Annotated in this window: 14 protein-coding genes; 9 read left to right on the forward strand and 5 right to left on the reverse strand. The window is 45.7% G+C overall.

Annotated elements, in window-relative coordinates; genetic code table 11:
* The first annotated feature begins 12 nt into the window (after positions 1–12).
* The 9 genes from pheS (at position 13) to KUA48_RS13340 (ending at position 8,621) form a co-directional block, all read left to right on the forward strand.
* Complete coding sequence (gene pheS / locus KUA48_RS13300) at positions 13–1,053, forward strand: phenylalanine--tRNA ligase subunit alpha (RefSeq protein ID WP_118079092.1); 1,041 nt, start codon at positions 13–15, stop codon at positions 1,051–1,053.
* Positions 1,054–1,085: 32 nt separating this feature from the next.
* Positions 1,086–1,637 carry a DUF3332 domain-containing protein gene (locus KUA48_RS13305; protein ID WP_371833717.1) on the forward strand — a complete coding sequence of 184 codons (552 nt, stop codon included), beginning with the start codon at positions 1,086–1,088 and terminating at the stop codon, positions 1,635–1,637.
* Between the two features lie 660 nt (positions 1,638–2,297).
* Complete coding sequence (locus KUA48_RS13310) at positions 2,298–4,709, forward strand: TonB-dependent receptor (RefSeq protein ID WP_218431779.1); 2,412 nt, start codon at positions 2,298–2,300, stop codon at positions 4,707–4,709.
* A gap of 177 nt (positions 4,710–4,886) precedes the next feature.
* On the forward strand, positions 4,887–6,452 hold the full coding sequence (locus tag KUA48_RS13315; protein ID WP_117726979.1) for an acyl-CoA carboxylase subunit beta: 1,566 nt from the start codon (positions 4,887–4,889) through the stop codon (positions 6,450–6,452).
* A 24-nt stretch (positions 6,453–6,476) separates the two neighbouring features.
* Positions 6,477–6,626, forward strand: coding sequence for a hypothetical protein (locus KUA48_RS13320; RefSeq protein WP_176425588.1), 150 nt, complete (start codon positions 6,477–6,479; stop codon positions 6,624–6,626).
* A 10-nt stretch (positions 6,627–6,636) separates the two neighbouring features.
* Positions 6,637–7,062, forward strand: a complete 426-nt coding sequence (locus tag KUA48_RS13325; RefSeq protein ID WP_022120280.1) for a biotin/lipoyl-containing protein — start codon at positions 6,637–6,639, stop codon at positions 7,060–7,062.
* A 187-nt stretch (positions 7,063–7,249) separates the two neighbouring features.
* A complete protein-coding gene (locus tag KUA48_RS13330; protein WP_218431778.1) occupies positions 7,250–8,059 on the forward strand; it encodes a HesA/MoeB/ThiF family protein in 810 nt (269 codons plus the stop codon).
* A gap of 239 nt (positions 8,060–8,298) precedes the next feature.
* Positions 8,299–8,463, forward strand: a complete 165-nt coding sequence (locus tag KUA48_RS13335; protein ID WP_182429538.1) for a hypothetical protein — start codon at positions 8,299–8,301, stop codon at positions 8,461–8,463.
* Entirely contained in the window at positions 8,448–8,621 is a 174-nt protein-coding gene (locus tag KUA48_RS13340; protein WP_218431776.1) for a hypothetical protein, read from the forward strand. The genes KUA48_RS13335 and KUA48_RS13340 overlap by 16 nt, the downstream gene beginning before the upstream one ends.
* Before the next feature lie 161 nt (positions 8,622–8,782).
* Here KUA48_RS13340 and KUA48_RS13345 read toward each other — a convergent pair whose 3' ends face one another.
* Genes KUA48_RS13345 through KUA48_RS13365 form a run of 5 tightly spaced genes read right to left on the reverse strand, consistent with a single transcriptional unit; the run spans position 8,783 to position 15,306 of the window.
* Positions 8,783–9,058, reverse strand: coding sequence for a hypothetical protein (locus tag KUA48_RS13345; protein WP_218431774.1), 276 nt, complete (start codon positions 9,056–9,058; stop codon positions 8,783–8,785).
* A gap of 2 nt (positions 9,059–9,060) precedes the next feature.
* Positions 9,061–10,659: an ATP-binding protein gene (locus tag KUA48_RS13350; protein ID WP_256624400.1), complete on the reverse strand. Its 1,599-nt coding sequence runs from the start codon at positions 10,657–10,659 to the stop codon at positions 9,061–9,063.
* A 5-nt stretch (positions 10,660–10,664) separates the two neighbouring features.
* The gene (locus KUA48_RS13355; protein WP_218431772.1) at positions 10,665–12,680 is read right to left on the reverse strand and encodes an AAA family ATPase; all 2,016 of its coding nucleotides are present in this window, start codon (positions 12,678–12,680) and stop codon (positions 10,665–10,667) included.
* A complete protein-coding gene (locus KUA48_RS13360) occupies positions 12,680–12,904 on the reverse strand; it encodes a hypothetical protein (protein ID WP_119249270.1) in 225 nt (74 codons plus the stop codon). Before KUA48_RS13360 ends, KUA48_RS13355 begins: the two co-directional genes overlap by 1 nt.
* 29 nt (positions 12,905–12,933) lie before the next feature.
* The gene (locus KUA48_RS13365) at positions 12,934–15,306 is read right to left on the reverse strand and encodes a DEAD/DEAH box helicase (protein ID WP_218431771.1); all 2,373 of its coding nucleotides are present in this window, start codon (positions 15,304–15,306) and stop codon (positions 12,934–12,936) included.
* Between the last annotated feature and the right edge of the window lie 10 nt (positions 15,307–15,316).

Consider the following 15,316-nt stretch of genomic DNA (forward strand, 5'->3'; position numbering starts at 1 on the left):
AAAAATATAGATATGTTATTAGAAAAAATAGACGAACTCTTGAAAGAAGTGAGCACTTTGACTGCCCAAAACGCAGAAGAAGTAGAGCAGCTTCGAATCAAGTATCTGAGCAAAAAGGGCGAGATTAACGCCCTTATGGCCGACTTCCGCACAGTGCCAGCCGACCAGAAAAAAGAGGTTGGAGTAAAAATCAACGAACTGAAGAACGCAGCCCTTGAGAAGATCAACGGACTGAAGGAGCAGATGGAAGAAGCCGAGGCATCAAGCGATGATATCGACTTGACCCGTACCGCCTACCCTGTAGCACTCGGTACCCGCCATCCACTCACCGTAGTGAAGAATCAGATTATCGACATTTTCGCTCGCATGGGCTTTACCCTTTTCCAGGGTCCTGAGGTAGATGACGACAAGCACGTATTTACGATGCTCAATTTTGCTGCCGACCACCCAGCCCGCGATATGCAGGACACCTTCTTTATAGAGAAGACCAACTCTGACGATGTTACCAAGAATGTGCTCCTCCGCAGCCATACTTCAGGCGACGAGGCTCACTATATGGAAACCCATGAGCCACCTATCCGTGTGCTCTGCCCAGGCCGCGTTTACCGTAACGAAGCTATCAGCGCCCGCGCTCACTGTTTCTTCCATCAGGTAGAAGGTCTCTATGTAGATAAAAACGTAAGTTTCACCGACCTCAAGCAGGTGCTCCTTACCTTTGCCCGTGAGATGTTTGGTGCAGATACCAAGATTCGTCTCCGTCCTAGCTACTTCCCATTCACAGAGCCTAGTGCCGAGATGGATATCTCCTGCAACATCTGTGGCGGTAAGGGTTGCAACTTCTGCAAGCATACCGGATGGGTTGAGATTTTAGGTTGCGGTATGGTTGACCCTCATGATCTTGAGGCTTGCGGTATCGACAGCAATGTCTATACGGGTTATGCCTTCGGTATGGGTGTTGAGCGTATCACCAACTTGAAATATCGCGTGAGCGACCTTCGTCTCTTCTCTGAGAACGATACTCGTTTCTTGCGCGAGTTTGAGTCTGCGAAGTAAAAGATACTCAACATATAAATTAATTTATGACTATGAAGAAAAATTTAACTAAACCTGTCATCGCAGTCCTGTTGGGCGCCTTGACATTCAGTTCTTGCATCGGCTCATTTGGTCTGACAAATTCCGTACTTGACTGGAATAAGAGAGCAACAGACAACAAGTTTGTAAACGAGATTATCTTCGTGCTTATCTCTCCAGCTTACGCAGTATGTTCATTTGCAGACCTTCTCGTTCTCAACTCTATCGAGTTCTGGACAGGCAACAAGGTGATTGGCCAGGTAGGAACTACTAAGGACGTAATGGGTAAGGATGGTCGCATGTATGCCATCAAGACATTGAAGAATGGCTACGAGATTACCGACCCAGATGGTGAGAAATCATACTTTGTGTTCGACAAGAAGCACAAGAGTTGGTCATACAGCAAGGATGGCGATATCCGTGAGCTTTTCAGCTTCAACGAGGATGGCAGCATCCAGGCTTGCTTGCCAAGTGGCGAGAAGATCAACGTCCCAGCAGATGCCAATGGTTTATACCAGGTCCGCATGGCTATGAATGATGGTTTGTTCTATGCATTTAACAAGTAAATAATCATAACAATTCCAGCCCGATAAAAGTGCACTTTTATCGGGCTTTTTTATAATCTCCTTTCTCTTTTCCTAAGCAAGTTCATATTTCTCCTTTCCCAACCAAACTCTCCTTAGAATGCCCAAATGCAAAAAAGTGTTTAAAGAAAGCAAAGAAGTGCCTTTACCACCCTTCACCCGTAACTCTCTGATCATCAAAACCCTAAAAAAAAAAGAATATAATATAAAGAGTAAAAATACACCCTTCACCTTCACCTCCCAAAAATCACATCCAAAATTCTGTTCTGCATGCAACAGAAAATCATCTGCAGCAATCTGTGCCGGGATATATAATCAGGAGAAAATTCTCTTTCGGAGATATCATTTTATCCTTCGGAGATAATTTTCTATTCTTCGGAAATATTTCTTCGAATTTCAAGATAAGGCATAAAAATATAATTTTTGCCAACTTTATTTCCCGAATCCACACAATTGTCACAAATCGCATAGCTATGAAACAGAAAAGAATGTATCTTTGCAGCATCAATCATAAAGGTTGATGTAGATATGGTCTCGTCATGACTGCCAAATCGGGCTGACGCAAATGCATTACAACCAGTGACATTCATCAAAACTTGCAACCATCTACAATATTTTTCAGTTTTTCTCGTTAATAAAAGTATGAAAAATAGATTATTGATACTCACAATATGCCTCATCGCAACCATAAAGATGATGGCGCAGGAGTTTACCCTTCACGGCAAAGTGGTAGACGAGAACAACCAGCCACTGGAGTTTGCCATCGTTTCGGTGGCTAGCCAGGGAAAGACTGCCGTTACTTCGCTCAAGGGAGACTATAGCCTCAAACTGCATTCTGCAGACAGCGTGGTAGTCAAATTCTCATATATCGGCTTCAAGACAAAAACAAAAGTGCTGAGAAGACCGCGAGGAAAACAAACCCTGCAGGTGGTACTTCGCGAAGCATCCACCACCCTCGATGAGGTGAATATCAAGGGAGAAAAAATACAGTCGGACCAGACACAGGAGCTGAAGACTAAGGACATGAAGATGACGCCATCTGCCAACGGAAATGGGGTGGAAAGTCTGGTTCAGCAACAGGCTGGCGTGAGTACCCACAACGAACTCTCTTCGCAATATAATGTACGTGGCGGTGCCTTCGATGAGAACTCCGTATACATCAACAACGTAGAAGTATTCCGCCCATTTTTGGTTCGCAGCGGACAGCAGGAAGGCCTCTCCGTCATCAACCCTTATATGGTAGATAAAATCGGTTTCTCAACCGGAGGATATGCTGCCAAATACGGAGACAAGATGAGTTCGGCTCTCGACATCACCTACAAAACCCTGAAAGCAAAAAGCAAGAAACCAGTGGTTGAAGGCAGCCTGGCTGCCAGTCTGCTGGGTGCTGACGCATACATCGGTCTGGGAACCCAGAAACTTTCATGGCTCAACAGCGTGCGCTACAAAACCACCTCTTACCTGCTCGGTTCGATGGAAACCAAAGGCGAATACAAGCCAAACTATCTGGACTATCAGACCTATCTGAGTTACCAGCCCAACAAACGCTGGAAGCTTGACTTCATAGGCTACATCTCTGATAATCACTACAACTTCGAACCGGAAGACCGAGAAACGAAGTTCGGAACAATGGAAAACGTAAAGAGCTTCAGAGTATATTTTGACGGTCAGGAAAAAGACCGCTTCCTCACCTACTTCGGTACACTCGGCATTACCCGCCAGTTTACCGCCAACACCAGTCTCTCGCTTCTGGGCAGCGCTTTCTACACCAAGGAACAGGAGAAATATGACATTCAGGGACAATACTGGCTCGACGAAACCGAGACTTCAGAAAACCTGGGTGTAGGTACCTATTTCGAACATGCCCGAAACTATCTTACGGCTCGCGTGATGAGTGCCAAACTGATGCTCAAGCACAAGGTGAAGAAACATCAGATGGAGGCCGCAGTAAGTCTGAAGCGTGAACATATCGAGGAGAATTCAGTAGAATATGAGATGCGCGATTCCGCAGGATACAGTATTCCTCACAATGGCAAAGACCTCTATATGATTTATTCACTGAAGGCTCGCAACGAACTGAATGCCAACCGAATGGAAGCTTACATCCAGGACACCTACCGTTTTTCGGGAGGAACAGCCGACAGTACCGGGAACGGACAGACACATTACACCCTAAACTATGGTATCAGAATGAGTCATTGGAATTTCAACAGAGAAACCATCGTGAGTCCTCGTCTGTCGCTCGCCATCATACCAGCCAACCACGAAAATACAACTCTCCGTTTTGCGGCAGGTCTGTATTATCAGGCTCCATTCTTCAAGGAATTGAGAGATACATCTACGGTGAACGGCATAACCATCGCATCGCTGAACAAGAAAATCAAGAGCCAGCGAAGCATCCACTTCATCGCCGGCTACGACTATAGGTTCAAGCTAGGAGACCAACGCTATAAATTCTCTGCCGAAGCCTATTACAAAGCTTTGAGCAATCTGGTTCCTTATTCGGTTAGTAACGTGAAGGTAGTTTATTACGGACAGAACGAATGCAGCGGTCATGCAGCAGGACTCGACTTCAAACTCTACGGAGAATTTGTTCCGGGTACCGATTCCTGGCTCAGTCTTTCGCTCATGGATACAAAGATGAAACTGGGAGGCAAGAACATCCCTTTGCCTACCGACCAGCGTTATGCGGTAAACCTCTTCTTCACCGATTATTTCCCGGGCAGCAAGAAGTGGCGCATGTCTTTGAAACTCGCCTTTGCCGATGGTCTTCCTTTTGCAGCACCCCACAGAGAACTGGAGACCAACAGTTTCCGTGCCACTGCCTATCGCCGTGCAGATATCGGTATGAGCTATCAGTTGCTCGACAACAGCCGCCGTGAGAAGAAGACCTTCCTGAAGAATGTGATGCTGGGGGTAGATTGCCTCAACCTCTTCGGCATAGACAACGTAAACAGCTATTACTGGGTGACTGATGTAACCAGCCAGCAATACGCCGTACCTAATTATCTTACCGGCAGACAGCTCAATGCCCGCATTCTTTTGGAATTTTAGGACCAAATAATAGTGATTTTTCACATTATTCTAAATATTTAACCGTAGATAGTTCGCTATCTGCGGTTTTTTTCGTATCTTTGCGCCCGAATTATGCGATGACGGTTCGTCCGCTCATCCCATGGATTCAGGAAACCATTCTATAAAGAATAAAGAAATAATACATAATAATCAATTATGAGCAAACAAGTAGAAAAGATTAAGGAGCTGATCGCTAAGCGCGAACAGGCTCGTCTTGGCGGTGGCGAGAAGGCCATCGAGAAGCAGCATGCACGTGGCAAATATACCGCTCGTGAGCGTATCGAAATGTTGGTAGATGCCGGCAGTTTCGAGGAGTATGATATGTTCAAGTTGCATCGTTGCACTAACTTTGGCATGGAGAAGAAGCAGTACCTCGGTGATGGTGTTGTAGCTGGTAGCGCTACTATAGCCGGCCGTCTGGTTTACGTATATGCTCAGGACTTCACCGTAAATGGTGGTTCACTCTCTGAGACTATGGCACAGAAGATCTGCAAGGTAATGGATATGGCTATGACTATGGGTGCACCTGTTATCTGCATGAACGACTCAGGTGGTGCTCGTATTCAGGAAGGTATCTGCGCCCTCGCTGGTTATGGTGAGATTTTCGAGCGCAACATCCTCGCTTCTGGTGTCATCCCACAGATTTCTGCTATCATGGGCCCTTGCGCCGGTGGTGCCGTTTACTCTCCAGGTTTGACCGACTTCATCATCATGAAGGAGCAGACTTCTTACATGTTCCTGACTGGTCCTAAGGTTGTCAAGACCGTAACTGGTGAGGATATCGATGCAGAGCACCTCGGTGGTGCATCTGTTCACGCAACCAAGAGTGGTGTAACCCACTTCGCTGCTAAGACTGAGGAAGAGGCTATCGAGATGATCAAGAGCCTGCTCTCTTACATCCCTAGCAACAATACAGAAGAGGCTCCACGCGTAGAGTGCACAGACCCTATCGACCGCATGGACGATACTCTGAACGAGATTATCCCAGACGATCCTAACCAGGCATACGATATGTATAAGGTGATTGGTGCTGTAACCGATAACGGAGAGTTCTTCGAGGTTCAGCCTAAGTTCGCCAAGAACATCATCACAGGTTTCGCCCGTTTCAATGGTCAGAGCGTTGGTATCGTAGCCAACCAGCCAGCAGCTTATGCAGGTGTACTCGATGTAAACGCTAGCCGCAAGGCAGCCCGCTTCGTCCGTTTCTGCGATGCCTTCAATATTCCTATCGTATCTCTCGTAGACGTACCAGGATTCTTGCCAGGTACAGGTCAGGAGTACAACGCTGTCATCCTCCACGGTGCACAGCTGCTCTACGCTTACGGCGAGGCTACCGTGCCAAAGATTACTATCACATTGCGTAAGAGCTATGGTGGTAGCCATATCGTGATGGGTTGCAAGCAGTTGCGTGCCGATTTGAACTTCGCTTGGCCATCTTCAGAGATTGCCGTAATGGGTGCCAGCGGTGCCGTTGCCGTTCTCTGTGGTAAGGAAGCTAAGGCTAAGAAGGAAGCTGGCGAGGATGTAAAGGCATTCCTGGCAGAGAAGGAGCAGGAGTATACTGACAAGTTTGCTAATCCATATCAGGCAGCTCAGTATGGTTACATCGATGATGTCATCGAGCCACGTAACACCCGTTTCCGCATCTGCCGTGGTTTGGCTCAGCTCGCAACCAAGCGTCAGAGCTTGCCAGCTAAGAAGCATGGCTGTATGCCAATGTAATGATATAATTAAACATTAGAATAAATGGATAAGAATATTTATGCTGCAATTGCCATGGCACTCTATGAGTATCAGGGCAATAACGTACACGACAAGGAGCCTGGCATCATCACTATCAAGCCACGTCAGACGATGTGGAACGCCAAGTTCTTGAGTTTAACAGCTAAACCATAATGTAATAGAAATGAAAGAGTTTAAATATACAATTGACGGAAAAGAATACAAGGTTCAGATTGACGCTGTTGAGGGTAACATCGCAAGCGTGAACGTGAATGGCGAAGCTTACAAGGTTGAGATGGAACAGGAGGCTGAGCCAGAGAAGAAGAAGGTTGTGCTTGGTCAGCCAGCTGCTGCATCTGATGATGCTGAGGCTACTCCAGCTGCCAACGTAAATACAGCCAATGCTGTAAAGGCTCCTCTCCCTGGTACTATCACCAGCATCGAGGTAGCTGTTGGTCAGGAGGTGAAGGCAGGTGATACTGTTGTCGTTCTCGAGGCTATGAAGATGCAGAACAACATCGAGGCTGAGAAGGATGGTAAGGTAACCGCTATCTGCGTTAAGCCTGGTCAGGCTGTGCTCGAAGAGGATGCACTCGTAGTTATCGAGTAAATCAAGAATTTGAGAATGAGAGAATTATACTTCCAGATTCGGGATTATAATTCGGGTTCTTATAAAGAATATCAAAGGTCGCAAGCTGTTAATTGTTTGCGACCTTTTTCTATACTGCTGTATGAGCATAAACTGCTATACAAAATATTTTTTTTACTAAAGAAAAAAAGACATAAAGTACAATAAAATGATAGATTTAACAGAAGAACAGATAGAAAGATACAGCCGCCACATCCTCCTTCAGGATGTAGGCCTCGAGGGACAGGAAAAGCTCCTCAATGCCAAGGTGCTCATCATTGGTGCTGGAGGATTGGGTTCCCCAGTTGCCCTCTACCTCGCTGCGGCTGGCGTGGGACATATCGGTATCGTGGATGCCGATGTGGTTGACCTCAGCAACCTGCAACGACAAGTCATTCACCAGACCAAGGACTTGAACACCCCTAAGGTGGAAAGCGCCAAGGAGAAGATGATTGCCATCAATCCTGATGTGGAGGTAACAACCTACCATACCTTCCTCGCCTCAGACAATGCCGAGGAAATCATCAAGCCATGGGATTTCGTCATTGATTGCACCGACAACTTCCCGGTGAAGTTCCTCATCAATGATGCCTGTGTGCGACTGGGCAAGGCATTCTCGCATGGCGGCATCCTGAGATTCCAGGGGCAGACCTTCACCCATCTGCCAGGCACGGCTTGTTACCGTTGTTTCTTCAAGGAGCCACCTCCAGCAGGCGTTGTTCCTACCAGTAGCCAGGCAGGAGTCCTTGGTGCCATCGCTGGTATGCTCGGAACCATCCAGGCTGCCGAGGCGTTGAAGTACTTCCTCGGTGTGGGCGAACTGCTCACCGACCGATTGCTCACCTTCGATGCCAAGACGATGAACTTCCGCACCATCAAGGTAAAGAAGCGTGCATCCTGCGAAATCTGCGGCGACCACCCTACCATCGATCATCTCATCGATTACGAGCAAGCTGCCTGCGATTTGAAGCACCACTAATATTTAATGATTATTTAGTAGTGATTATTTAGTAATGATTATTATTTGTATAATAAAAAAGTTAAGTCACAATACTCAGCACCATCTGCCGGATATTGTGACTTTTTTTTCAGAACCATCCCAAGCCCAATAAAGAGCAAAAACCTTGATTATAAGATACTTTAAAAACTTTTCTCCCTTTTTTCTTGCATGATTCAGATAATAATCGTAAATTTGCAGCAGATAAAATACGCAAGCTTATGAAGGAGAAAAGATATCCTATTGGCTGGCATCCGGCTAATGAAGAAGAAGCCGTGGCTAGGATTGAAGCCATTGAAGCGGAATACGAAAGGACAGGCAAGGCTACAGATTTTGAAGAATTTATAGAAGAATTAAAGGCAGAAGGATTATGGCTTATCCAATAAAAGCAATACCAACACTCTATGGTGAGGCGGCTCGTCGTTTCCAAGAAATGGCAGACGAAACAGAGCGCAAATATGATATTAGCCCCAAGCGAGACATCAAAAAAGATCCTCGCTATCGGGCTATGCGCACAATACTTGAAAGGTCTAGCACAAAATAGAACATTTACAGGTGGCTCAAGAACGGGCTGAAGGCCCAAAAGCTCCTAGCCCAGGGCAGCGCCCTGGGTACACTCGCAGTCAACAATGCGCCCTGCAAGGGCAAAAGCTTCGTATAATATTTTTACTCCTAGCAAGCATTCATAAATACTTCGGGATTAGTTTATACGAGTTTCTGAAGCTTACACTCCAGTATTACAGCAGATTCTCTATCAACCATTAAATCATATAATTCCTGGTCTATTTCTGCATAAGCAAAAACATCACGCAAAGACTTTACACTTGAAAGAACGATATGATTATCTTTTATGATACCTCGCTGGCAAAGATTTAAAATAGCCAAGAGCAAAAGAGGCTTATGCGGAGCTTTTACGCCCCGCATAAGCGCCCTTTTCATCTTTTCAAAAGCACCCAGATAATAGTCTATATCTTTATCCATTATCAAATAAGATGAGTAACCTTAATTTTCTTCCAATGTTTGCCGATGCCGAGGGTCATAGCCTGAGTATCCTTGGTTATCAGTTCACCCTTCTGCAAACCAGCAATAGCTTGCTTCAGCTCCTGCAGAGCCATACCACTCACACCAAACAAATCTTTCAACACTCCATCATTCTGTTGCTGTTGCTTCATAATGAGAGGATATTGGGCATTGGCATAGAAATCAAAAGAGGCTTTCTTAAACGAATCCATATTCTGTGTAGCAAGGATGATGCTCATACCCTTGTTTCTACCCACAGCTATCAAGTTCTGTAAAGGCTTGTTTTCGAAACCAAGCATATAGTGAGCCTCATCAATGATGGTGAAATGGCGTAGTTCCACCCTGTCCTCATTCTTTGCCTGTGGAGGCAGTTGCTCATAGATATTGTTCAACTTAGATGTCACGAAATATACGATAGCCTTTGCCATGATACCTTCCTTGTCAAACTTTCCTAAATTGATAATATAACAACCTTTCACCAAATCTACCTTGTCTTCCTCTGCAAAAATATTATTCAGAATCAACTGGTTTAAGACTGATTTTACACTATCCATATCACCCTGTTTCTTCTCGGGCATCAACATCGTATAATGATCAAAAACTTCCTGAAAGGTGATTGGTTTCTGGTTCTTCGCCTTGTAGGCTTTGATGATAGCTTCGCTCAGTCTGTTATCCATCAAAGCACCAATCTTAGCGGAAGATATAGCACAGATGGCATTTGCCAAGGTCGTGGAATACAGGTGGATTTCATTGACAGGTCTGCCAGTAAAGTCCTTGAACGGAGTAAACGGCAAAGGTTTCTCCATCGGATTCAAGATGGCAGAGGAATCGGTCTCAAACTTCGACAGCCAATCGGCATGGGCTGGATCAGAGAACTCCCCCTTGTAATCGAACAAGAGAAAGTTGACAGGATAGTAGGTATCAGCCGATGCCATTCTGATTTGGTTGATGAGGACAGCCAGCAAATTTGACTTTCCTGAACCAGTAGTTCCTGCCACCAATATCTGCGTATTGGCGATGGCTGTACTATTAATATCGAGGGCAGCATCCATGCCATTCTCGTATTGTCCGACATAGAGATTCAGCTCAGGAATATCCATCAACGACTTGCCACCTCGCAACGGACTGTAGTGCAACCACTCATCTATGCCACCTTCTTCCATCAAGATGTTCTTGCCTCTCATCATCTCACTAAAGAGCACCTTGCTCAGAAACGTTGAGTTCTGCCAGTCGGCATCAATGTCGCAATAACGCATTTTAATAAGAGCCACGAAAACTTCCTTTATGTTCGACTTGGTAAAGAACGAACCACCCAATGGCTGCATACCAGCTGAGGTTTGAAGTTCCTCTACCTTTGCCTTGCTCCTTGGCGTCTTATCGCTCAATCCAACGAGGAGGCAGATTCGCATAACCGTAGTAAAGTTCAGTACTACAGGGCGAACCATATCTGAGTAATCCGAAAGGTTTAGTTTCTGCTCGATAGCATATTTCACTTCTTCAAGCAAATCATGAGTTCCCTCCAGAATTCTCATTCCCTCAAGTTTTATATCTTGTACATTCATTTCTTCTAGAAATCGTAAATTTGTAATCCAAAGTAATCCTCACTTACCGTGGTACACTGTTGTTCCTGGTCTCTATGCAAGGTATAGGTCCTTGCCACGTATGCCACGATTTTCTTGAAATCCGTCTCGGTAGTGATCTCCGTATCCGTACTGAGCAAAATAGTTTGATGAGCCAGGTCTGGGAAGTATCGATTGATGATTACCTCTCGGCTCTCCTTGTCGAGTACCCCCATCACGGTGTCTATCATCACAGGCGGGTCGTAGTCACCCAACTCATACAGCACTTTCAAGAGAACTTGCATCACCGTCTGCTTGGCACCGGCATTCAACTGGCTCAGATAAATCTCGTTGCCATTCTTGTGGAATATCTTGAAGGATGTTTCCTCAGAATCATCGGCTGACAATTCTACCCTACCGATATAGCCAGCATAAATCACCAAGTTGATGTTCAACTGCTCCTTCATCATGCGTTCAATGCTCGCCTTCTTGGCTTGCAGCAATTTTCTCGACAGGGTCTTGAAGAAACCAGGCAACTTGCAAAGCATGTCATACTGTGGATCTGGCACTTGCGGCATATCATAATCGTAAGTGGAGATTTTCTTCTCCAGTTCCTTGATGCTTGCTTTCTTCTCTGCTATCTTGGCTTTTATTTCCTCTATTCTTCGGTCGTTGGCCTCATAGAGTTCGATGATGCTATAGTCGCTTCCTGTCAAGGCTCGCTTATACTCTTCGAGTTGCTCTTTTTTCTTTGGCATGTCCACCAGTTCAAGATCCAAATTCTCACGTCGCTCATCCAGGGCTATATAAGGATTTGAATAGGATTGCTGCACGAGATTCTTCAGCACGCTGACATCCTTGTCGCTCAGATAGCTAAACTTGTCGTTGTAGTCTTCGCTCGCATCTTGTGCCTTTTTGATTTCAGCTATAATCTCCGAGATAGACACCTCGGCAAGTTGTGGATACTTTGCTTTCAATAGTTCCACCACTTCTTGCGTCACCTTTTCTATCTGTTGGTCGTTCAAGATGTTTCCCCTTGCCGAAGCCACCTGCTCCTTCTCGTTCAGAATGAGTTCCACTTCCGTACTGATGATGTTGGCTACTTTCGGCAGGAAGACTCTCAGTTCCAAGTCCTTCGAGATAGCCTCGGCATCCTGTCTGTATTCCTTCTCCTTCTGATAGTAACAGTTGATGCTCTCCTCTATCTGGCGCATCTTGTCACGAATCACATCATCCGAGTTCCGTCCCTCCTTCAGTTGCTCATACTGCTGCTTATGATCATTAGCATAGTTCAAAGCTTCGTTGTAGGCATCGTTAAGACTTGCCACATCCCTTTCCAGCTCCACCTTCTGTTTGGTCAGTTTCAAGTATTCGGCACGCAGGTTTTCGTTCTCCAAGCGTTCCGCCTTCTTCTCATCAAGATAAGCCGAGGCTGCATTTTGCAACTGAGTGTATTTATTGAAACCCATCACCGAATTGATGTTCTTCATGATGAGCTTGTTGATTTGTTCTTCCTTCACGAGATCAGAAGTCTTCATAGCATCAAAGAGGAAATAGTTGCTCAATTCAGCAGGCAGATTGGCAGAAATAATCTTGTTGACTATCGCTTCATTGGTGCTGCGTTGGATAGCTGTGGAACCAGAACCGTAAGGATAACTGTTACCATTCATATTGAGCACGTTGCTCTCCTGTATCTTGCCATCCACAAACCGATAGGCACGACACAACCGATAAGGCGTTTCTTGCCCCAAAACCATCCCAGAGAAAGTAATCTCCAACATGATGGTCTTGCCTTCTATACCGCTCTCGTTCTTTACCCCCGAATTGAAGATTTCCTCAAACTGGCGCTTGTTGGATATCTTCAATCCATAGAGTGCAGAATAGATGGCATCGAAGAGCGTAGTTTTACCACAACCGTTGGCACCACCTATCAAGATGATGGGACGGTCGCTCGTTACCTCTAAGTTTAAGTCCAACCTTCTGTAGGTCTTATAATTTTCTATGTAGATACGCTTCAGTTTCATTACTTCTTAATTTCTTTGAGAGCCTTCTTGAGTATTTTCGTCACCTTCTTTTCCTCAAGACTTGACTCATTTTGGTTATTACGCTCTTCATGGAAAGGCTTGAGGATATAATCCTTGAGCCATTCCGCATCTATACCTTCAGATTGGCATGCACTCTCTATGAGTTGCATGTCTTCCTGCCTGATTCCATAGTTCAGGAATGTTCTGTCCAAGCTTTTCTTCATACCTTATTATATATGATTACCTTATTATATTATAGGGTTTCCAGATGCAATGCCGACCACCCATCTATATTGTCTGTGTTCTCGATAACGCCTCCAGGATAATACCAGTTGCTCGTACCCTCGTCTTTGATGAGCACGCCACCCACAATCTTCTTGTCTGTAGCTTGATAGCTGGAGATGTAATCCAAGAGGGCATTGTTCTTTTCTGGCGCATCCGCATCGCTGCCCTTGGTTTTGGTGTCGAAGAGGCAGATGGTACCCGACTTCAATCTGACGATGAAATCCACATAGAAACAACGTTTTCTACTTCCCGAATCCGTATAAGGCACGGCGAAATGCTGCTTTCCCTCGTCTCCATTCTTGTACCACCACTCCACATATTCCATCTTGTCATCCAACCAACGCGCAAACTCTTGCTCGGGTCTCGATGCCGTAATCTGCTCAAAATAAGGATACAAGGCATGGTTGAAGATTTCGCCTTCCGTGGTTCTCACCATTGCCGCATTATAGAGACGAGTCTCCGGCACTTGCCATACAGACTGCTGATATTCCATCGTCATCTCCTTGCTATTTCTCTTCAGCGTAGCCTCGTAGGTAACCAACGCCTTGCGTATCAGTTCCTCGAAGCGCGGACGGTTCTGATGATAGAGCACCACCTTAGGCACATCCATCGAAAAGACTTGCAGGTATTCCTCCAAGGCACTCTCGATGGCTCCTTGCAAGACTGGCGTACTGTCAAATTTGGAGAACCCACCAACATTCTTACGGCAGAACAGCGTAAAGAGATTCTGCAATTCTGATGCGTTCAGAGCCAACCTTGCCTTGTCTGTTATCTCCACGATACCCGAGTCACCCGTCAATGGGGTGTCCTTCGGGATTGCCACCAAGATTCTTGATACATCGGTCTGCACGCCATGTCGCTTGGCATTGTAGCGATTCAACTTGATTTTGGCATCCATGTCTGCCTCCTTTTTTTTCATCTCGTCAGCATCCTCTGTCTCACCATCATCCTCAAAGAAATCTTCTGCAGAGAAGAGCAACAACGGGTTTTGTTCCCATTCCCGTTCCATGGTCTTATAGAAGATGCTGCGGAACTGGGAGCCCAAGCGGTTTCTTGTTGCCCCATGCTTATCCGTATAATAAGAACGGAGCGTGATGTTCGGCAAGTCTTTCTTGCGATTGGCGTAGAGGGTGCTGATATAGTTCATGTCATCTCCCACAATATTAATCATGTCTGCCGAAAGGTCGGTATAAACATAACCGTAGTTCAGAATGTCGTTCTTATAAAAATGCTGCTCTGGCATTCGGAGTATTCGTCCCACGGTCTGAGTGGTAAAAGTCATGCTCTGCAATTCTCTGAATATCAGAAGGACAGAGGCACGAGGACAATCCCAGCCCAAGGCTATGGCCTGCTTGAACAGCAAGACCTCGGTAATATCATCAGGATGAGTGATATTCTGTAGATTGGGCGATTTATCTTTTGATAGCCATACAGCCAACCTGCCATTTGCCACGCTGATGTCGCAAACCTGTTCTAAGTAGGCTTGCATCTCCTCGGCGATAGTCTTGTCCTTCGACGACATAGATTCGCTGCTATCATTAGGCAACTGAATGAGCAATAACGGATTGATGCCATATTCCTTGTAAGCCTCAGCCAGTTCCTTTCGCTTTTCGAGAGCCTTCTTCAAGAGACGCTGGTTCACCGTAAGCTCCGACTGTTCCTTACTGCTCTTTACATTCGGATTCAGTTCTATGCCCTTCTTAATCATTTCTTCATTGATTACATCTTGACGTTTCACAAGAACCGCATGATAGCTTTGGGTGACTGGTGTTGCTGATACACGAAGTTCTATGTGTGGCTGGATAGCTTGCAATACCATCTCGCTTTTCTTGGCATTACGTCCGGCAAACATGTGTTCCTCGTCTATGATAACCACCACTGGCAGATGCTGCTCTATCTTGGTCTTCCGTATCAGTTCGTAGAGCGTGCGGTTCTGCTCATTGTCACGAATCATGACGGCATTATCCTTATTGATGCTCTCCCAGTTTAAAAAGAGCACATCGCCAGGATGCAGACCATCCACATGATCACACTCATCAAACATAACAGGACGCAACGACCTTCGTTCACTAAAGAAATTGCGCATGGAGCGATAACTCTGCTGATGCAACTTGTTAGGAGCAATCCAAACCCATGCTACACGAGAATATCGGCACTGCCCATTCATAGGTAGGTCACGAGTCAGCTCATCCAGCAAGGTACTCACCATCACCGTTTTTCCTGCTCCTGTAGGAGCCTTGAATATCAACTTTTGGCGGTCTTCAGAATCATTGAGCATGTCAATCATCTTCTGTTTCAGTTCACGCACCGCCTTTTTCTGGTAATCTCGTAGTTCTATCATTTTCGTTACC

Source organism: Segatella copri, assembly GCF_019249795.2.
GTDB classification, from domain to species: domain Bacteria; phylum Bacteroidota; class Bacteroidia; order Bacteroidales; family Bacteroidaceae; genus Prevotella; species Prevotella copri_B.